General features: G+C 53.7%; 22 protein-coding genes. 12 read left to right on the plus strand and 10 right to left on the minus strand.

All coding sequences use genetic code 11. The features are described from left to right. From Q0K06_RS00725 to Q0K06_RS00770, 10 genes are all read left to right on the plus strand, one after another. A partial coding sequence (locus Q0K06_RS00725) for a hypothetical protein (RefSeq protein WP_294547266.1) occupies positions 1 to 255 on the plus strand: 255 nt, incomplete at its 5' end. A 405-nt stretch (positions 256 to 660) separates the two neighbouring features. Continuing rightward, entirely contained in the window at positions 661 to 1,620 is a 960-nt protein-coding gene (locus tag Q0K06_RS00730) for a hypothetical protein (RefSeq protein WP_294547268.1), read from the plus strand. Beyond that, positions 1,541 to 2,935 (plus strand): hypothetical protein, encoded by a 1,395-nt coding sequence (locus Q0K06_RS00735; RefSeq protein ID WP_294547270.1) that lies wholly within the window; start codon positions 1,541 to 1,543, stop codon positions 2,933 to 2,935. The genes Q0K06_RS00730 and Q0K06_RS00735 overlap by 80 nt, the downstream gene beginning before the upstream one ends. Then, positions 2,928 to 3,140 (plus strand): hypothetical protein, encoded by a 213-nt coding sequence (locus Q0K06_RS00740; protein ID WP_294547272.1) that lies wholly within the window; start codon positions 2,928 to 2,930, stop codon positions 3,138 to 3,140. Before Q0K06_RS00735 ends, Q0K06_RS00740 begins: the two co-directional genes overlap by 8 nt. 3 nt (positions 3,141 to 3,143) lie before the next feature. Further along, complete coding sequence (locus Q0K06_RS00745) at positions 3,144 to 3,299, plus strand: hypothetical protein (protein WP_294547274.1); 156 nt, start codon at positions 3,144 to 3,146, stop codon at positions 3,297 to 3,299. 5 nt (positions 3,300 to 3,304) lie between these two features. After that, complete coding sequence (locus tag Q0K06_RS00750) at positions 3,305 to 3,796, plus strand: hypothetical protein (protein ID WP_294547277.1); 492 nt, start codon at positions 3,305 to 3,307, stop codon at positions 3,794 to 3,796. Positions 3,797 to 4,176: 380 nt separating this feature from the next. After that, on the plus strand, positions 4,177 to 4,344 hold the full coding sequence (locus Q0K06_RS00755; RefSeq protein WP_294547278.1) for a hypothetical protein: 168 nt from the start codon (positions 4,177 to 4,179) through the stop codon (positions 4,342 to 4,344). Positions 4,345 to 4,360: 16 nt separating this feature from the next. After that, on the plus strand, positions 4,361 to 4,552 hold the full coding sequence (locus Q0K06_RS00760; RefSeq protein ID WP_294547280.1) for a hypothetical protein: 192 nt from the start codon (positions 4,361 to 4,363) through the stop codon (positions 4,550 to 4,552). A gap of 200 nt (positions 4,553 to 4,752) precedes the next feature. Beyond that, entirely contained in the window at positions 4,753 to 5,505 is a 753-nt protein-coding gene (locus Q0K06_RS00765; RefSeq protein ID WP_294547283.1) for an ATP-binding protein, read from the plus strand. Positions 5,506 to 5,663: 158 nt separating this feature from the next. Next, positions 5,664 to 6,692, plus strand: coding sequence for a tyrosine-type recombinase/integrase (locus tag Q0K06_RS00770; RefSeq protein ID WP_294547285.1), 1,029 nt, complete (start codon positions 5,664 to 5,666; stop codon positions 6,690 to 6,692). Between the two features lie 66 nt (positions 6,693 to 6,758). Here the strand turns inward: Q0K06_RS00770 and Q0K06_RS00775 are convergent, their stop codons facing one another. Together Q0K06_RS00775 and fba are read right to left on the minus strand one after the other, a co-directional pair. Next, positions 6,759 to 7,265 (minus strand): amidase domain-containing protein, encoded by a 507-nt coding sequence (locus Q0K06_RS00775; RefSeq protein ID WP_294547287.1) that lies wholly within the window; start codon positions 7,263 to 7,265, stop codon positions 6,759 to 6,761. A gap of 126 nt (positions 7,266 to 7,391) precedes the next feature. Further along, positions 7,392 to 8,360, minus strand: coding sequence for a class II fructose-1,6-bisphosphate aldolase (fba, locus tag Q0K06_RS00780; RefSeq protein WP_294547289.1), 969 nt, complete (start codon positions 8,358 to 8,360; stop codon positions 7,392 to 7,394). A gap of 151 nt (positions 8,361 to 8,511) precedes the next feature. Here fba and Q0K06_RS00785 point away from each other — a divergent pair, with 151 nt between their 5' ends. Continuing rightward, entirely contained in the window at positions 8,512 to 9,756 is a 1,245-nt protein-coding gene (locus Q0K06_RS00785) for a 6-phosphofructokinase (RefSeq protein ID WP_294547291.1), read from the plus strand. Positions 9,757 to 9,855: 99 nt separating this feature from the next. On the opposite strand, the gene pfkA is transcribed toward Q0K06_RS00785, so the two are convergent. From pfkA to leuC, 8 genes are all read right to left on the minus strand, one after another. Continuing rightward, entirely contained in the window at positions 9,856 to 10,869 is a 1,014-nt protein-coding gene (pfkA, locus tag Q0K06_RS00790) for a 6-phosphofructokinase (RefSeq protein ID WP_294547293.1), read from the minus strand. A gap of 50 nt (positions 10,870 to 10,919) precedes the next feature. Beyond that, entirely contained in the window at positions 10,920 to 12,359 is a 1,440-nt protein-coding gene (purB, locus tag Q0K06_RS00795) for an adenylosuccinate lyase (protein ID WP_294547295.1), read from the minus strand. A gap of 142 nt (positions 12,360 to 12,501) precedes the next feature. Continuing rightward, a complete protein-coding gene (locus tag Q0K06_RS00800) occupies positions 12,502 to 13,644 on the minus strand; it encodes a pyridoxal phosphate-dependent aminotransferase (RefSeq protein ID WP_294547534.1) in 1,143 nt (380 codons plus the stop codon). A 213-nt stretch (positions 13,645 to 13,857) separates the two neighbouring features. Next, positions 13,858 to 14,499 (minus strand): ECF transporter S component, encoded by a 642-nt coding sequence (locus tag Q0K06_RS00805; RefSeq protein ID WP_294547298.1) that lies wholly within the window; start codon positions 14,497 to 14,499, stop codon positions 13,858 to 13,860. A 133-nt stretch (positions 14,500 to 14,632) separates the two neighbouring features. Further along, positions 14,633 to 15,121, minus strand: coding sequence for a GNAT family N-acetyltransferase (locus Q0K06_RS00810; RefSeq protein WP_294547301.1), 489 nt, complete (start codon positions 15,119 to 15,121; stop codon positions 14,633 to 14,635). Positions 15,122 to 15,197: 76 nt separating this feature from the next. Further along, positions 15,198 to 16,274: a 3-isopropylmalate dehydrogenase gene (leuB, locus tag Q0K06_RS00815; protein ID WP_294547304.1), complete on the minus strand. Its 1,077-nt coding sequence runs from the start codon at positions 16,272 to 16,274 to the stop codon at positions 15,198 to 15,200. Next, positions 16,271 to 16,756: a 3-isopropylmalate dehydratase small subunit gene (locus Q0K06_RS00820; protein WP_294547307.1), complete on the minus strand. Its 486-nt coding sequence runs from the start codon at positions 16,754 to 16,756 to the stop codon at positions 16,271 to 16,273. Before Q0K06_RS00820 ends, leuB begins: the two co-directional genes overlap by 4 nt. A gap of 51 nt (positions 16,757 to 16,807) precedes the next feature. Then, positions 16,808 to 18,076, minus strand: coding sequence for a 3-isopropylmalate dehydratase large subunit (gene leuC / locus Q0K06_RS00825; protein WP_294547310.1), 1,269 nt, complete (start codon positions 18,074 to 18,076; stop codon positions 16,808 to 16,810). A gap of 145 nt (positions 18,077 to 18,221) precedes the next feature. On the opposite strand from leuC, the gene Q0K06_RS00830 reads away from it, so the two are divergent. Then, positions 18,222 to 18,851, plus strand: a complete 630-nt coding sequence (locus Q0K06_RS00830; RefSeq protein ID WP_294547313.1) for a Crp/Fnr family transcriptional regulator — start codon at positions 18,222 to 18,224, stop codon at positions 18,849 to 18,851. Positions 18,852 to 19,044 lie beyond the last annotated feature (193 nt).

Here is a 19,044-nt window from a genome sequence, read left to right on the forward strand (position 1 = left end):
GTAATGGGTGAAAAAATTTATGTAGTTGGTGTGCAGCATATGGAGTTTAAGGGCCAGGACGGTCAGCCTGTCACCGGCGTGAAAATCTTCTATACGCAGCAGGTGACTCGGCGTGGCCTCACTGGTGACATTGCCGGTAACTTCTTCGTGTCTCGTGCCTATTGGGATGGTCTGGTTTACCATCCTGAGGTCGGCGCTGAGTGCCTTGTCTACTTCAACCGCTATGGCAAGGTCTCCAGCTTCGCGGCGGCGTGACATCCTCGTCTGACGCTCTCCTCGCCTCCCTGGCCGCTCTTCTGGCCGGGGTAGGTGAGGGGATACCCCTAAATCTCAACGTGTCTCTTACGCCGTCTGAGCGTGTCCAGGCCTTGGAAAAGCAGGTGGCAGCGCTTACTTCTGACCTGGCCACGCTCCAGCGTGACTATAACCGTGTTGAGTACCTGTATTTTTGTGAGAGCAAGATAAATCAGCGTATACAGGACTACTGTGCTGAGAATGGTTTCCGGCTCCCGCGCTCTCTCTACCGTGACCCTTCCTGACTGTCGTGATGATAGACAGGGTGCCTCTCTGGCTGCTGTGTGCGGTCTGGCGATATCCTCCGGGGTATCGTCGTAGGGGCACTTGACCCTTTAACGTTTTCCGGGAAGGTGTTGAAATTACATGGCTTTTTATGAAGTCGCTCGTCCTGATTACCGTGTGAAAGAATATCGGGATGGCTTGTACAAGCTTATCAAGTTCAAGAACTCCGACAGGACTATGGTAAGTCTCCGGGACCATAGGGAAGATACCCATCATGACAAGAAGCTTGAGGCGGCGTACTCTCGTGCCCGGTCTGTGATTATGCAGCTTGCTCTTTGTAATAAGTGGGATTACTTCTTTACTGCTACGCAGGACGATGCTAAGCGTGACCGGTACGACTTGTTCTCTTTTTGTAACAGTATTTCCCAGTTTGTGCGGGATATGCGTAAAAAGTACAATTCCAAGATTCAGTATCTCTTTATTCCTGAGCCTCATAGGAATGGGGCTTGGCACATTCATGGTTTTCTCTCCGGCCTTCCTGCTGAGGCTACCGCCGCTTTCATCCCTGGTATTCATCCTAAGAAGTTGGTGGATTCCGGTTATATCAACTGGCCGGACTATCAGAAGAAGTTCGGCTTCTGTTCTCTAGGGGAGATAAAAGATGAAGTCGCATGCGCTAACTACATGGCGGAGTACGTTTCTAAGGATTTGTGTGATAGTGCCGCTCATACTCCTGGCGCTCATATGTATTATTGCTCTCGTGCCCTTCGGCGCGCTGTGGATTTTGGTGACCTTTATGGTTCCTACCCTGATTTAGACAAGTACCTGACGCACAAAGGCGATTTCTGTTCCTGTGGTTGGGTGCGTGATAAGTCTTGGGGTGATTGGCTCTCGTATCCCATTGACTTGCCTACGGCTGATTTCTTTGACGGCGTGGTTGCCGTCCCGGTCGAGACCGTCTCTCCCTGTGAAGAGTGGGTGCAGATGGTCATGTTTGGATTTGATAGGGGGGTGGTAGAGGATGTTGAAGCGAATAACCAGTGTTGCGGTGGTCCTTGCCCTCCTGGCGGGCCTGCTGACTGTCCCGGCCTCGGCGGCTGAGGATTCTTCTGGTACGTTTACCGTATCTTATTCTAGTTTTATTATTCCTGGCTCTTCTTCTCCCAGTCCTTCCGCAGGCTATACTTTTTCTGCTAAACTTCCTGTTTCTGGAGTTAGTTTTTCTGCTGATTTCGGTAATAGTATTTCTTCTGGCCAGTATTCCGGTACTTTGAGGCTTGGCGAATTTTCTTTTTCTCCTTCTGAATTGTCTGGCTCTATTTCTTGCTATGTTTCTGTGCAGATTCGTGGGTTGTCTGCTTCTGTTGGTGATTTGGGGCCTGTTTCTTATTCTTTTAGTTCTTATGCACCTCGTTCTGTCCAAGCTTACTATGTTAACTCTGATGGTCAGACTGGTGTAGGGGAAGCTTCTTTTGATTCTTTTTCTGCTGGTTTATCTACAGGTTATTCTTTTAAGTTTTCTACTATTGCTGATGCTTTGACGCCTATCTCTTCTATTCGTCTTGTTCCAGATGACTTTTTTTCTTATTATTTGAATATAAGCCGTACTTATGGCACTGTTTGTATTCCTTCAGCTCAGGTTTATATCAGCTCTGCTCGTTTGATTGCTACGGCCTCTTCCGCTGATACTGAGGCTTTGGAAAGTATAGCTGATTCCATTACTCAGCAGAATGAGATAATGCAGGCCTTTTATGGTGACATTATCGCCATTCTTCAGGCTATGGACACTAAGCTCGGTGGTCTGGAGGCGGCGGCTGATGTAATGAACGGGTATCTTTCTCAGGTTGTCAGCTCTCTGGGAAGTCTTAATAGCACGGCTTCCAATATTTATACTCTCCTGGGTACATACCTGCATTATCTGGAGTCCATTGCCCAGACTGCGGAAGATATTAAGTCGGAACTCGCTTCTTTCCACGCTGATTTTCTGACCTATATTCAGCTTCTTATCTCCACGGTTTCTTCTGAGAGTGACGATATCCAGGCTAAGATGGAGGAGATATACAACCTGCTGATTGCCTATCTGAATACTGTTTTTGGCTCCGCCGTTACAGACGATGTTACAGACGGTATCTCTGGTGCGGATAATCAGCTGGACGCCATAGAGGGGATAGAGAGCAATTATACCGGTTCTCTCTCTGATAAGTGGCAGAGTATCGGCATATCGGATTTCACCATCGCCCCCGGTCTGCTCTCCGGTGTCGCCTGGGTGTCCTCCTGGTGGACAAACCTGTTTGAGGCCACTGGTGATTTTAAGGTGATTCTTACCCTGGGCCTCTTTTTCGGTGTGTGCGGCCTGCTCATCGGCATGATATCACGGGCTTCCCGCCGTGCTGGTGGAGGTGATGGAGATGCTTGAATTCTTTCAGATGGTCGGTGACGCCATTTCCACGGTGTTTGCTTGGATAGGGAATATCTTCTCCGGCCTGCTGTCTATCTTTAGCCTCTTTGGTTCTGTGATGTCCTTCAACGCTGTTGTAATCGGCTGGCTTCCGCCTGCTATCTTCGCCTTTGCCACGCTGGGCGTTGGGATTGCCATTGTCCTTTTTATCATTGGGAGGTAAGTCATGACGGATTTCCTGAATTGGGCGGTTGCCCTCCTGGCTACTTTCTTCGAATGGCTCGGTTCTATGCAGCTTGTGGAAGGTGTGTCGCTGCTGGCTTTCTTCGCCGGCGTCTTTGTCCTCGGTGCTGTGATCCGGTTTTACCTGTATAAGGGGTGATATCTTTGTTTCGCCGTCTCTTTCGGATTGTGCCTGCTCTTTTTGCTGTTGGCGTTCTCTTTCTTTTACCTGCTGCCGCTTATGAAGATTTGCCGCCTTCCAACCCTCCTTTTTATGGTGGGGTCTATATTACTGGCGTTACTCGTGAGCTTGGCAGCGTTACGGTATATGTTCCAGTCAATTACCAGTCTGGGTATCTGGGCTTGACCTCTTCGGGGAACCTGTTCAACACTTCCAGTAGCTCTATTTCCGGCGTTCTGTATCAGGGGAGTACAGAGTATCAATTCCGGCTCTCTTCCTGGTCTGAGCCGCAGTACCGTCTTGAAAGCGATTGGGGGTCCTCTTATGAGGATTTGACTTTTACCAGCATTACTGCTTCTAATGCTGAGATATCTGATTCCTTCCCGCCTCTCGTCTCCGCTGATTCTGTGCTTTCCCTGGTTCCTCTCATTTTCCTAGGGGGTATTCTTTTATGTCTGTTTATGAAGCGATTCTAGAATTAATCGGCCCTGTCCCTGCCGGTTATGAGCCTATCGCCTGGATATTCGCCGGGCTTGTCCTGCTGTATTTGCTCTGCTCCGTGTTCTCCATTATTGCGTCCGTTGTCAACTGGATAGCTGGTAAATAGGGGAGGGGAGAGCATGGCGGATTTCTTTTCCTCTCTTTCTCTGATAGGCGATTCAATCTTTCAGTTTCTCACCAGGATATTTAATCTCTATACCGGTTCTGTCGTCCTGGTCTGCGTCCTGGGTCTCTGGGTGCTCAGAAAAATTGTCCGTCTTATCAGGGCTATAACTTGATAGCTTCAGGCATAGCGCTGTGCCTGTGCTATATAGATGTTTCCATGTTTTTGATTTTGTGAAATGAGGTGTTTTGTTTGACTGCGCTTCTGACGTCTCTCGGCGAGGTTGCCACTGAGGTTATCGACTATGTGGGTACTATCTGTACTACCATCGTCGGTCAGCCCCTGCTGCTCCTGACTGTCGGTTTCCTGTTCATCGGCGGCTGTATCGGTATCTTCGGCCGTCTGCTCTCTCGTGGTTGAATTGGAGGTGTAAAGTATGGAGGCCGAGACTCCTACCGCTATGGCTGCATTGCTTGCTGACCTCGGCACGGTCGCTACCAACGTGATTACCCAGGTGGGTACTATCTGTCAGACCATCGTTGATGAGCCCTTGCTTCTCCTGACGGTTGGTTTCCTGTTCATCGGCGGCTGTATCGGCATTTTTGGCCGTCTGCTTTCTCGCGGTTGATAACAATGCCCGGCCCTACGCTTTAGCAGGGCCGGGCATTGTCCTTTTTGGAGGTGTTTTCCTTTGGCTGAGTTTATGCGTTCCTGTCTGGATTTGTGTTTCATGCTCTTTTCCCGTACTGATAACCTGATTGTTTTCATCCCTACTGTTTGTATCTTTTTCTGTTTTTGCCTGGCACTTGTGAAGAGGTTAATGAATAGATGATTGTTTTTGCTGTTTTTGTATTTTTCGTTTTTCCTGCCTGTTTCGTTCTTTATCATCAGCTTACCAAGAAGTATCTCAACCCCTATAAGCTCATCTTTGTTTTTGGCAAAAAGGGAAGTGGCAAATCAACCCTGCTTACCAAATATGCTCTTGAGTATCAATCCCGTGGATATACCGTTTATTCTACTGAGGATTTCCCTGGATGCTATAAAATCCATTATGAGGATATAGGTGTCTATCAGTTTCCGCCCAAGTCCTGTATCATTATTGATGAAGCTGGAATGATTTGGGACAATCGTGGTTTTAAGACTTTTCCGGCTCATGTTCGAGACTATTTCAAGCTCCAGCGGCATTATAAACATGTGGTCATCCTGGCAAGTCAGACTTTTGATGTGGACAAGAAAATTCGTGACTTGGCTGATGAGATGTATCTTGTAACAAAGAAGCTCCGGGTATTCAGCTATGCTAAGAAAATCCTTCGGAAAACTGTGCTGCTCAAGTCTCAGGCCGCGCAGGGTGGAGAATCCCGCATAGCTGAGGATTTGGAGTTTGACAGCCTGCTGCTGTTTTGGGCTGGTTCCCGGAAGCTGACTTACATACCCAAGTATGCCAAGTTTTTTGATTCGTTCGTGGCGCCGGAGCTGAAGGAAAAAGAGTTCGAACAGGTGCCGTTGAAATGTCCTGTGCGACGTGGTAAACTATCCTGGATAAATCGCCTTTTGTTGAGTTGGCGTCAAAAGAGGAGGTAGGAGACGGCTGGAAGCCTTGCGGCTCAGTATAAATCCTACTCAACAAAATAAAAATTTTGTTGAGTTGAGGGGAGGGGGTTCTCTGCCGAAGTCTTGATTTCAGGCTTTGGACCACTCTCTGGCTGGCCAAGCGGCTCGCCGTCGTTTCCGAAACTATTATGGATTATCGCACTGAAGCACCCGCAATTATTCGTGACTTTCTATCCTACCACGAGACCATTCAAGGACACTCACGCAAGACTGTGGATGAATATTTTCTGGACTTGCGGAATTTTTTCCGCTACATTAAAGTTGAACGCGGCTACGTACCGCGCAGTACAGATTTAGAACAAATCTCAATTGACGATCTGGATCTTGATTTGGTCCGCTCTGTCAAGCTCAGCGACGTTTATTCCTATATGAACTACCTCAGCCGTGACCGGGCCAAACATGCTAACAGCCCGGATACCGGCTACGGGCTCACTCCGGCCGCTCGGGCCCGAAAAATCGCTGCTATTCGTTCGTTCTATAAATATATCACCAGCAAGGCCAAACTAATGGATGAAAATCCCATGCAGGACTTGGATTCTCCCAGGCTGAAAAAGGCGTTGCCTCATTATCTCAGTTTAGATGAAAGTATTCAACTTTTAGAATCGGTCGATGGAGAAAACAAGGAGCGGGACTACTGTATTCTGACGATTTTTCTTAACTGTGGGCTCCGGATTTCCGAACTGGTTGGCCTAAATCTGACAGATATTAGAAACGATCAGCTCAGAGTATTAGGTAAGGGCAACAAGGAACGAATTCTGTTCCTCAATGATGCCTGCCGGCAGGCGATTGACGACTGGCTGGATGTCCGTGGTACACAGGGCATCATTGACAAAAATGCCCTCTTTATCACCAGGCGTCACACCCGCATGACAACAGATGCAGTCCACTATATGATAAAAAAACGCCTGACTGCCGCCGGACTGGATGCCAGCATGTACTCCGCCCACAAACTCCGTCACACAGCTGCTACACTGATGCTGCAGAACGGTGTTGATGTGCGCACATTACAGGAAGTTTTGGGGCATGATCACCTGAATACAACCCAGATCTATACCCATGTGGACAGCGATGACTTGCGTACTGCTGCGAAGGCCAATCCATTGGGGCGTGTCAGGCGAAAAAAGACCCCTCCTACTCCCCCGGCGGACAACAAATAATATAGTTTCATAGTGGATAGTAAAAAATGAGAGGACGGCCGTCAAAAAACTGCCGCCCTCCACCTGTCAAATATCCTGATATGCACCCAGAATATGAATAAAACGCGCCTCTTGAAAAAAGTATGTACTCAGAGGCCGCCAATCAGCATCATAGGAGTGGGCGGCCAACAGGACATTCTCCACAGTGGGGGGTTCCCCCACGTCCACTACCACAGGGGTATGGCTGAAAATCTCTTTTCCAAAGCGGAGCTGGATCATATCTCCTGGCATAAGACCTTCCAAAGAAGTCAACTCACCAAAAGGTCCAGGATTCTTCTCCGCTCTGGTCAGAAAATCATAAAAATACTCTACGCCCGTCCAGGACGGAGACTTCTGGTTGGCGTCGATATAGTACCAACCATAAACCGGCTCATAATTCATGACGCCTGTTCCAGCGAAGAGGCACTGAGAGGCAAAATTAGTGCAGTCCCCTCCGATTTCTTCATAGTCATAGTAGATGGGATTGCGCCCAAAGGCCCACTTGTGGGCATAGGCCACCGCCGCCTGACGGTCGTATGATATCCGCTTCAGCATGGTTCCACTCCCCTTTCCAGCTTATTCTATGCCGGCGAAGCAAACTGGAGACATAAAAAGACAGGAGAGGTTTTTTCCCTCTCCTGTCTTTTTATGTGTTTGCATGTGAGTGAGGAAGCACCTGGATTAGGCCTTTCCGTCGCAGCCCAGCACGTTGATAATCTTGTGCTTAACCAGCTCCTTAATGTTGGCGCGGGCGGGCTTGAGGTACTCGCGGGGATCAAACTTGTCAGGATGCTCAGCAAAGAACTTGCGGATAGTACCAGTCATAGCCAGACGCAGGTCAGAGTCAATGTTGATCTTGCAGACAGCGCCGCGGGCGGCCTGGCGCAGCTGCTCCTCAGGGATGCCTACAGCGTCAGGCATCTTGCCGCCGTACTGGTTGACCATCTTCACATACTCCTGAGGAACGGAAGAGGAGCCGTGGAGGACGATGGGGAAGCCAGGCAGACGGCGGACGACCTCGTCCAGGATGTCAAAGCGCAGCGGAGGGGGAACAAGCTCGCCCTTCTCATTGCGGGTGCACTGAGCGGCGGTAAACTTGTAAGCACCGTGGCTGGTGCCGATGGCAATGGCCAGGGAGTCGCAGCCGGTCTTGGTTACAAACTCCTCAACCTCCTCGGGCCGGGTGTAATGAGAGTCCTCGGCAGAGACGTTAACCTCATCCTCCACGCCGGCCAGAGCGCCCAGCTCAGCCTCGACAACTACGCCGTGATCATGGGCGTACTCAACAACCTTACGGGTAATCTCGATGTTCTCAGCGAAGGGCTTGGAGCTGGCGTCGATCATAACGGAGGTGAAGCCGCCATCGATGCAGCTCTTGCAGGTCTCAAAGCTGTCGCCGTGGTCCAGGTGAAGCACGATGGGGATATCAGGGCACTCAATGACAGCGGCCTCCACCAGTTTCACCAGGTAGGTGTGGTTGGCATAGGCGCGGGCGCCCTTGGACACCTGAAGGATGACGGGAGCCTTCAGCTCCTGGGCGGCCTCGGTGATACCCTGGACGATCTCCATGTTGTTGACGTTGAAGGCACCGATGGCATAACCGCCGTCATAGGCCTTCTTAAACATTTCCGTAGATGTGACCAAAGCCATAGGAAACATCTCCTTTCAAATTTTGCATCATGATTCTATCAGTTCTGATTGATAATTGCAAGAGTATATGCTAGAATATTTCCGCGGAATTTAAAATTAACCAGATCCTTAGCGAAAAAAATCCGGCTATTATGAAAGGAAGAGAAAAGTTATGAGCGAACTGAAAGGCGCTTGCATTATCGGCCAGTCTGGTGGCCCCACCGCGGTTATTAACTCCAGCGCTCTGGGCGTGATCGAGACCGCCCTGGATTCCGGTTCCATCACTCGTGTGCTGGGTGCTGCTCATGGCATCAAGGGCGTCCTGGACGACAAGCTTTATGACATGGCTCAGGAGGATCGCGAGGAGCTGCAGCTCATGCGGTACACCCCTTCCTCCGCTCTGGGTTCCTGCCGCTATAAGCTGGCCGATCCCGATGTGGACGACACTGACTACAAGCGTATTCTTGAGATCTTCAAGAAGTATGACGTCCGCTATTTCTTCTATAACGGCGGTAACGACTCCATGGACACCTGCAATAAGATCTCCAAATATATGCAGAAGGTAGGTTATGAGTGCCGCGTGATGGGCGTACCCAAGACCATCGACAACGACCTCAACGGCACTGACCACTGCCCCGGCTTCGCTTCTGCTGCCAAGTTTATTGCCACCTCCTGCATGGAAGTTCACCGGGATGCTCACGTGTACGACACCGGCATGGTGACCGTGGTGGAGATCATGGGCCGTCACGCCGGCTGGCTGGCCGGCTCTGCCGCTCTGGCCACTTGGGCCGGCTATGGTCCTGACCTCATTTACCTCCCTGAGGTGGACTTCGACATGGACAAGTTCATCGCTGATGTGACTGCCATCTACAACAAGACTGGCAAGTGCATGGTAGCCGTGTCTGAGGGTATCCACTATGCAGATGGCAGCTTCGTTTCCGAGGCTAAGACCTCTGCTACCGATGGCTTCGGTCACGCTCAGCTGGGCGGTCTGGCTGCCATGCTGGCCCAGATCATCAAGGAGAAGACCGGCGCCAAGGTCCGCGGCATTGAGCTCTCCCTGCTCCAGCGCTGCGCCTCCCACGGTGCTTCCGCCCGCGACATTGAGGAGGCCTATATGGCCGGCAAGGCCGCCGTTGAGGCTGCCGTTTCCGGTGAGACCGATAAGATGGTGGCCTTTGAGTGTACCCGCGACGGCGGCACCTACACCTGTAAGACTGTCCTCAAGCCCCTGGACATCTGCGCCAACTTTGAGAAGAAGGTGCCCCGTGAGTGGATCAATGCTGAGGGCAACGGCATTGAGCAGCCCTTTATTGACTATGTTCTGCCTCTCATCCAGGGCGAGCTGAATGTGCCCCAGGAGAACTCTCTCCCCCGCTTTGCCAAGCTGAAAAAGGTTCTCACTACTGATATGTAATAGTTGACAGCAAAAAGCCCTCGCCGCAGTTGCGGCGGGGGCTTTCCTTTTCAGCTAAAAGGGCTGGGAGACACCTTGCCTCCCAGCCCTTTATGTAAGTCAGAAACTGTGATTTTCCTCGGCGCCAATCAGTGCGCGCAGAACGGTATACACACGCTCGTCGATGCCCTTTTTCATGGCCAGAGCCTCGTTGATGTCGTAGTCCACATAGGTGCCCTTCTGCATGGCCACCACACGGTTGGTCTTTCCCTGAGCCAGCAGCTCCACGGCATTGTAGCCCATATAAGTGGCCTCCATGCGATCGCGGGCAGTGGGGGAACCTCCGCGCTGGACATGGCCCAGGACAGTCACGCGGGGATCCAGGCCGGTGTACTCCTTGATCTTGTTGGCAATATCATAAGAGCTGCCATAGGAACTGCCCACGCCCTCCGCAACAATTACCATGAAGTGGGTGCGGCCAGCCAGACGGGCGGCACGGATAGGCTCCACTACGTCCCGCTCAAAATCAATCTCCTTTTCAGGGATCAGCACCGAGGTGGCGCCGCAGGCCATACCCACATAGAGAGCCAGGTGTCCAGCATGGCGGCCCATGACCTCTACAACAGAGCATCGTTCATGGGACTGCATGGTATCCTTCAGCCGGTCAATGGCCTCCAGCGCGGTATTGCAGGCGGTATCATAGCCGATGGTGTACTCTGTACAGGCGATGTCGTTGTCAATCGTGCCAGGCACGCCTACAACCGCAACTCCCTGCTCGTTGGAGAATTCCAGCAGACCACGGTAGGTTCCGTCGCCGCCGATACCCACGATACCCTCCAGCCCAAAGAGCTTGCAGGTGTTGGCGGCCTTCTGACGGCCCTCCGGCGTGCGGAACTCATCGCTGCGTGCGGTATAAAGGGCAGTGCCGCCCCGGCCAATAAGGCCGCTGGTCTGAACGAAGTCCATGGGAATAATATCGGCGTTGATCAGGCCGTTAAAGCCGCGCCGAATTCCCAGGCACTTAATCCCCATATGCATGGAGGCACGCACAACAGCACGGATTGCAGCGTTCATACCCGGGGCGTCGCCGCCGCTGGTGAGGACACCAATGCACTTTACAGCACTTTTCTTCATAGGAAACCCTCCCATTTCAATTATTCGATACCAGCATTTTTTATTCTGTCTTACACCTTCAGTTCAGTTGCTTTCCCGTTTAATGCGGCTGCGTAGCGCTCAAACACGGGCTGCACATATTCTGCCAGGAACTCATCGACCTGCTCCGGGCAACGTCCAATATAGCGGGCGGGTTCCAGATGGACAGTCAGCTCCTCTTTGCTCATACCGAACATGGGATCTTCGGCAATGAGGTCAATCAGATTGTTAGGCAGGCCGCGATCCTTCACGTTCCGTCCTGCCTCCTGAGAGAGCACGCGGATACGCTCATGGAGATCCTGACGGTTGCCGCCCCGCTTCACCGCATCCATCATAATGTTCTCGCTGGCCATGAAGGGCAGCTCCTCCATCACATGCCGCTCAATCACCTTTTCATGGACCACCAGGCCGGAGGCTACATTGTCATAGATGTTGAGGATAGCGTCCACTGCCAGGAAGGCCTCAGGCACAGAGAGGCGCTTGTTGGCAGAGTCGTCCAGGGTGCGCTCAAACCACTGGCTAGCCGCGGTAATAGAGGGATTGAGAGCATCCACCATCACGTAACGGGCCAGAGAGCAGATGCGCTCACAGCGCATGGGGTTGCGCTTGTAGGGCATGGCGGAAGAGCCGATCTGGTTCTTCTCAAAGGGCTCCTCTACCTCCTTGAGGTGGCAGAGAAGACGCATGTCAGTGGCAAATTTGCTGGCGGACTGAGCAATGCCTGACAGAGTGGAGAGAACCGCGTAGTCCATCTTTCTGGAGTAAGTCTGACCCGAGACAGGAGTCACCGCCTCAAATCCCATTTCCCGGGCAATCCTGCGCTCCAACTCCTTGACCTTCTCGTGGTCGCCCTCAAACAACTCTAAGAAGCTGGCCTGGGTGCCGGTGGTGCCCTTGGACCCCAGGAGCTTCAAGCTGGAAATCCGGTGTTCCACCTCTTCAAGGTCCATCAGCAACTCATTCATCCATAGAGTAGCCCGCTTCCCTACTGTCACCAATTGGGCAGGCTGGAAGTGGGTAAAGCCCAGCGTAGGCAAGGCCTTGTACTGGGCAGCAAAGCTCGAGAGGGCGTGCAGAACACGCACCAGCTTGTCACGCACCAGCTCCAGCGCCTCACGCATGAGGATCACATCGGTGTTGTCACCAACGTAGCAGCTGGTAGCTCCCAAGTGAATGATGGGCATGGCCTTGGGGCACTGCTCTCCCCAAGCGTGAATATGAGCCATTACGTCATGGCGGAGCTTGCTCTCCCACTTGGCGGCGGATTCATAGTTGATATCTGTGAGATGCGATTCCATCTCGTCGATCTGCTCCTGGGTCACAGGCAAGCCCAACTCCATTTCGGCTCTGGCCAGGGCCACCCACAACCGGCGCCAAGTGGAGAATTTCTTGTCCGGTGAGAAGATGTACTGCATCTCGTCGCTGGCATAGCGGGAAGAAAGCGGACTCTCATAAACAGCTTTGTTACTCATATTCAACCTCTTTTTCTTGGTTTTTTGGTTAAACAAAAAGTACCTTTAGAATATCACAAAACAGCAGCGGGGACAAGTCCCGCTCCGCCGGCGAGCTGAGGAAATCCGGCGTGGAGCAGGGCCCTCCCCGCAGCAGAAGTATTTATTCCGTCAGGAACTTGCGCAGACGGCGCAGGCCCTCCCGGATATTCTCCATGGAGGCGGCGTAGGACCAGCGGACAAAACCAGGTGCGCCGAAGCCAGTGCCGGGAACCACCGCCACTAGGCCTTTTTTCAGGAAGAGTGAGGCAAAATCGTCAGCGGTCTCTACTTTAACGCCGTGGAGGGTCTTGCCCAGAATATCCTTCAGGTTCATCATCACATAAAAGGCACCCTCGGGCGTGATGCAACTCACACCGGGGATGGCGTTAATGCCCTCCACCATGGCGTTGCGGCGGGCCTCAAAGGCCTGGCGCATGGTCTCCACCTTCTCCTGGGAACCGGTGAGAGCAGCCAAAGCTGCCTTCTGGGAGATGGCGCAGGGAGAACCGGTAGAATGGCTGATGTAGTTGGCCATCACTGTGGCAATGGGTTCGCTGGCACAGGCGTAGCCGATGCGCCAGCCGGTCATAGCATAGGACTTAGAGACGCCATTAACCAGAATCGTGCGTTCCTTGATCTCCTCACCCAGGGAGGCTAGGCTGACAAACTTACGGTTGTCGTAGACCAGGCTGTAATAAATCTCATCGTCAATTACATAGATATCGTGTTTGACGCACAGGTTGGCGATGGCTTGCAGCTCTTCCCTGCCGTACAGCATACCGGTGGGGTTGGAGGGATTGTTGAGGATCAGCGCCTTGGTTTTGGAGGTGATAGCAGCGGCCAGCTTGTCCGCGGAGAGTTTGAAGTTCTCTTCCTCAGTGGCAGTCACTACCACAGGCACTCCGCCCATAATCTTAATCAGTTCAATATAGCTGACCCAGTAGGGCGCAGGGAGAATAACCTCATCGCCGGGGTTGATGATGGCCCGCAGGGCGATATATACGGCGTGCTTTGCGCCGCTGGCCACCACCACCTGATTGGGAGCGTATTCCACGCCGCAGTCGGTTTTCATTCGGTCACACACGGCCTGCCGCAGTTCCACGGTTCCGCGGGCGGGGGTGTACCGGGTATCGTTGTTCTCAATGGCAGCAATGCCTGCGGCTTTAATCTCATCCGGAGTATTAAAATCCGGCTCACCGGCGGCAAAGCCGATGACATCAAGGCCGTCTGCCTTCATCTGCTTGAACATGCTGTCGATCGCCATGGTCGTGGACGCCTGGACGGCACTTGCAATACGGGACAGTTCTTTCACAGTGGATCTCCTCCCAATTCTGGCTTAACTAGAGTTATTATATGCGGCGATATGCAATATTGCAAGACTACAATTTCATCAATCTGCCGGTCAGCTTTTCAATGCGAAAAGGTAATTTGACAGAAGACCCGCTCCCTCGAAACACAGGGAGCGGGTCTTTGCGCTTCAGTGATTCAAGGCGCGATACAGGGCCCGTGAGATGGCAGTTCCGGCAACGGCGGAAATCAGTGCCTCCAGCACGCCTTGCACACCTACAAACAGGACCACAAACAGGAAAGGATTCATCTCCAGGCCAGTGCCATCGGCAAAGCCCTGAGCAATACCCTGAATATAGTCAGTATGGTAGAACACCGCAGTGAGCACGCCGGTAAACAGCGCCGTGTTTAACAGCGAACCGGCCAGACTGGACCCGCCGAAGGCAATCAGCTGAGGCCGGGTCCTATCTACCTTTCTCAGGCCCTTAAAGATAAGGCCGCAGAACAGCCCCATCAGGATCCGGGTGGGCACACAGGTCAGGAAGGTACCCAAAGGGCTGATGCCCATCAGGGTGACACCGAAGGCGCTCTTGCCGAAGCACTCCCAGAAGGACAGCAACCCGAACACGCCGCCCAGAGCTGCACCGGCTGCCGGTCCCAGCACAATCGCGCCAATGACGACAGGTATCTGCATGATGGTAAATTCCAGGAACGGCGTCTTAATCATCCCTATCCCGGTAAATTCCAACAGTAACAGGAGCGCCACCAGAACGGCCAGCTGAACAAGATATCGTATGCGGGGACTGGTATTTGTCTTCTTTCCATTTGCCATATCAAAAACCTCCTTGCTCCCGCTCCCCGCTTCAGGGGATGCAGGGCAATCTGCTCCCGCGGCCGGTGTGTATTCCGGCATTTTCCCTTATTTAAAGTTTATCAGATCTGCTCTAAAAGCGCAAGCAAAGCGCTCAGTCCGCCTGTTTGGCCAGTTCTTCCAGGGTATTTCCTGTGAGGCGATAGGTGGTCCACTCATCCAGCGGTACGGCCTTCAGTGAGCGGTAAAAGGCAATGCTTGGCTTGTTCCAGTCCAGGCAGTACCACTCCATCCGTCCGCATCCCCGCTCTACCGCGATGCGGGCCAGCTGGCTGAGAAAACGGCGGCCGTATCCCCTGCCCCGATACTCCGGGAGAATGAACAGATCCTCCAGATAGAGTCCAGCCCTGCCCAGGAAGGTGGAAAAATTATGAAAGAACAGGGCGAAGCCAATCTCTCTGCCGTCCTTGACCGCAAAGAGCACCTCTGCCTTCCCTTTCTGGAAAATCCACTCCCTGAGCAGCTCTTCGGTGGCCACCACCTGGTCCGCCAGCTTTTCATACTCCGCCAGCGCCTTGATGAACGACAAAATAGTCCCGGCGTCCGCCTCTTCAGCGAAGCGGAAGGTCAGCCCGTCTGCCATGGAATCACACTCTCTTTCCTGCTCAGAAAAGACCGGATACAGCGCTCTGTATCCGGTCTTTTGGAATTCAACTTGCTCAGATTTTAGCGGCGATCAGTTCGCCCATCTTCTGGGTGCCCACGGCCTGAGCGCCGGGCTCAGCAATGTCGGGCGTACGCCAGCCCTCCGCCAGCACTGCGTCCACCGCATTTTCGATGGCGGCGGCCTCGTCGGCCAGATGGAAGGAGTAACGCATCATCATGGCGGCGGAGAGAATGGTGGCGATGGGGTTGGCCTTGTCCTGGCCCGCGATATCGGGTGCGGAGCCGTGGATGGGTTCGTAGAGGCCGGGGGCGCTGTCGCCAATAGAGGCAGAGGGCAGCAGGCCGATGGAGCCGGTGATCATGGAGGCCTCATCGGACAGGATGTCACCAAACATATTCTCCGTGACTACCACGTCGAACTGGCTGGGGTCACGGACCAGCTGCATGGCGCAGTTGTCCACCAGCACGTCGGAGTACTCCACGTCAGGATACTCCTGAGCCAGACGGTGCATCACGCTCCGCCACAGCCGGGAGGTCTCCAGCACGTTGGCCTTGTCCACGCTGGCGACTTTCTTACGACGGAGCCGGGCCAGCTCAAAGGCGCGGCGGCCGATGCGCTCGATCTCCATTTCGGAGTAGGCCATCAGGTCGGTGCACTCCACGCCCCGGTCCTCAGTCTCGTAGCGACCTCGTTTGCCGAAGTAAATGCCGCCGGTCAGCTCCCGGACCATCATTAGGTCGATTCCTCTCTCGGCGGTCTCCCTCTTCAGGGGGCAGGCGTCCGCCAGAGCGGGGCGCAGGGCGGCGGGACGGAGGTTTGCGTACAGCCCCAGGTCCTTCCGCAACGCCAACAGGGCGGTCTCAGGCCGCTGCTCAGCAGGCTTGTCGGAGCCCCATTTTGGTCCGCCTACCGCGCCCAGAAGCACCGCATCACAGGTCTTGCACAGCTCGGCGGTGCCGTCGGGGTAGCTCTTCCCCACCGCGTCGGTGGCACAGCCGCCCATGAGTACGTCCACATAGGTGAAGCTGTGGCCGAACTTCCGGCCCACCGCGTCCAGCACCCGCACTGCCTCGTTTACCACCTCAGGGCCGATGCCGTCACCCCGGATGAGGGCAATCTTGTAGTTCATTTCGCCACACCTCTCGCCTTCAGGGAGTTGAGCAGTCCGCCGCTCTGGATAATGCCGTTGACAAACGCGGGGAAGGGCGCGGCCTGCCAGGTCTTGCCCTGGGTCTCGTCGGTAATAATGCCGCTCTGGAAGTCCACGGTTACTTTATCGCCGGGCTGAATGGCCTCAGCAGCCTCGGCGCACTCCATAATGGGAAAGCCGATGTTGATGGAGTTGCGGTAGAAGATGCGGGCGAAGCTCTTGGCGATGACGCACTTGACGCCGCATGCCTTGATGGATAGAGGCGCGTGCTCCCGGGAGGAGCCGCAGCCAAAGTTGGCGCCGGCCACAATGATATCCCCCTCCTCCACGGTGGAGGCAAAGCTGGCGTCGATGTCCTCCATGCAGTGGGAGGCCAGTGCCTTAGGGTCAGGGTTGTTCAGGTGACGGGCGGGGATAATAACATCGGTATCCACGTTGTCGCCGTATTTATAAACCTTCATGGCAAAATTCCTTTCTGTTCAGTGAGAAATAGAGGGCCTGCCGCGGTGGAATCAGAGCTTCTCCAGCTTGGCGGGGTCGGTGACGCAACCAGTGACAGCGGAAGCGGCAGCCACAGCGGGGCTGGACAGGATAATCTCAGAGCTCACGGGGCCCATCCGGCCCACGAAGTTCCGGTTGGTGGTGCTGATGGCCCGCTCACCGTCAGACAGGACGCCCATGTGACCGCCCAGACAGGGACCGCATGTGGGGGTAGATACGGCACAGCCGGCTTCAATCAGAGCCTGGATATATCCTGCCGCCATGGCGTCCAGCATAATCTGCTGGGTGGCAGGAAACACGATGCAGCGTACACCCTTTGCCACTTTGCGTCCCTTGAGAATTTCGGCGGCCTCTTTGATATCCTTCAACCGGCCATTGGTGCAGGAGCCGATGACCACCTGCTGGATGGGCATGCCCTCCACCTGGTCCACGGTGCGGGTGTTGGAAGGCAGATGTGGCAGAGCCACGGTAGGACGCAGCTGGTCCAGGTCAATGACCACCTCGCGCTCGTACACGGCGTCGGCGTCAGGCTCAAAGGCCTCCCACGCCCGGGTGACCCGGCCATTGAGGTAGGCTCTGGTCACATCGTCCACGGGAAAAATTCCGTTTTTGCCGCCTGCCTCGATAGCCATGTTGGCAATGGTGAAGCGGTCATCCATGGCCAGCTCCTTCACACCCTCGCCGCCAAACTCCAGAGACTTGTACAGGGCGCCGTCCACACCGATTTCACCGATAAGGTGGAGCATCACATCTTTGCCGGACACATAAGGCCGGAACTTTCCCTTCAGGGTGACCTTGATGGCGGAGGGCACCTTGAACCAGGCCAGTCCAGTGGCCATTCCCGCAGCCATATCGGTAGAGCCTACGCCAGTGGAAAAAGCGCCCAGGGCACCGTAGGTGCAGGTGTGGGAGTCAGCGCCGATGACGGTCTCACCGGGGGCGACCAGGCCCTTCTCGGGCAGCAGGGCATGCTCCACGCCCATCTGGCCCACGTCATAGAAGTTGGTAATGTCAAAGCGCTTGGCAAACTCTCTGGCCTGGGCGCACAGCTGGGCAGACTTAATGTCCTTGCAGGGGGTGGAGTGGTCCAGCACAATGGAGATCTTGTCCTTATCAAAAATCTGGGTTAGCCCCGCCTTATTGAACTCTGTAATAGCCACGGGAGTAGTGATGTCGTTGCCCAGCACCATGTCCAATTTGGCCTCAATCAGTTGTCCGGCCTCCACGGATTCCAGCCCGGCGTGCTTTGCCAGGATCTTCTGGGTCATGGTCATTCCCATTCTAGATTCCCTCCTGAAATGTATTGGAACGTTGCAGTGTTTTTATGGAGTTAGTATGACAGAACACTTGCAAAAAGAATGTAACGCGTGATACAATTTCTCCGGACATACAACTGAAGTCAAGATTTCCGGGAGGCGAATGGGCATGGGTGAAAAAAGGGAAGATATTTGGCGGCCGCTTGCGGAAGGGAGAACGCCCCATATCTATGAGCCCGGGCGAATGATTTACCTCCAGGACACCCAGGCGGAGCAGTTCTACTACATCCTCTCCGGTACGGTGAAGTGCTTCCTCAGCTCCGGTGCAGGAAGCGAGCGTACTCTGACGCTCCACCATAGCGGAGAGCTGATTGGAGAGGCTGCCTTTTTCGACCGTCAGCCCCGGGTATCCTCTGCTGTCGCAGTGACCAGGTGCGAGTTGATATCCGTAAACCGGCGGCACCTCTCAGAGGTGTTCGCCCGGCATCCGGATCTGGCCATCTCCATGCTGGAATATCTCTCCCGCACCATTCGTCTGCTCTCTGTCCACGTGGACGGCACTCTGCTCCAGGCAGATCAAAGGATTGCCCGCTACCTGTTGTCACTAACGCCGGAGGCAGATGGCACTATACGCTGTACCCATGAGGAGATTGGTGCAGCGGTAGGCGTCAGCCGTGTAACGGTAAGCCGAGTACTGGGGGAACTGGCGAAGGCGGGTGCGGTTTCCACTGGTTATCGCACGCTGAAAATAGCAGACAGCACACTGCTCCGCCGGATGGCCGAAGCGGACCGGTGCTGATGCAAACGTATCTCCCCTTTGATTGGCAAAAGGATTTTGAAAGGGACTATCTTTCACATATTCGGTATTACTGCCTTATAATGAGTGAAGACTATATAAAAAGGAACTTTGCAGATATAAAACTATACGCCAATGTGATTGAAAATCGTATGGATGATACATGCTGTACAATAGAAACTGTCTTGGCCGACAA

This window comes from uncultured Pseudoflavonifractor sp., from assembly GCF_944387805.1.
Lineage (GTDB): Bacteria > Bacillota > Clostridia > Oscillospirales > Oscillospiraceae > Pseudoflavonifractor.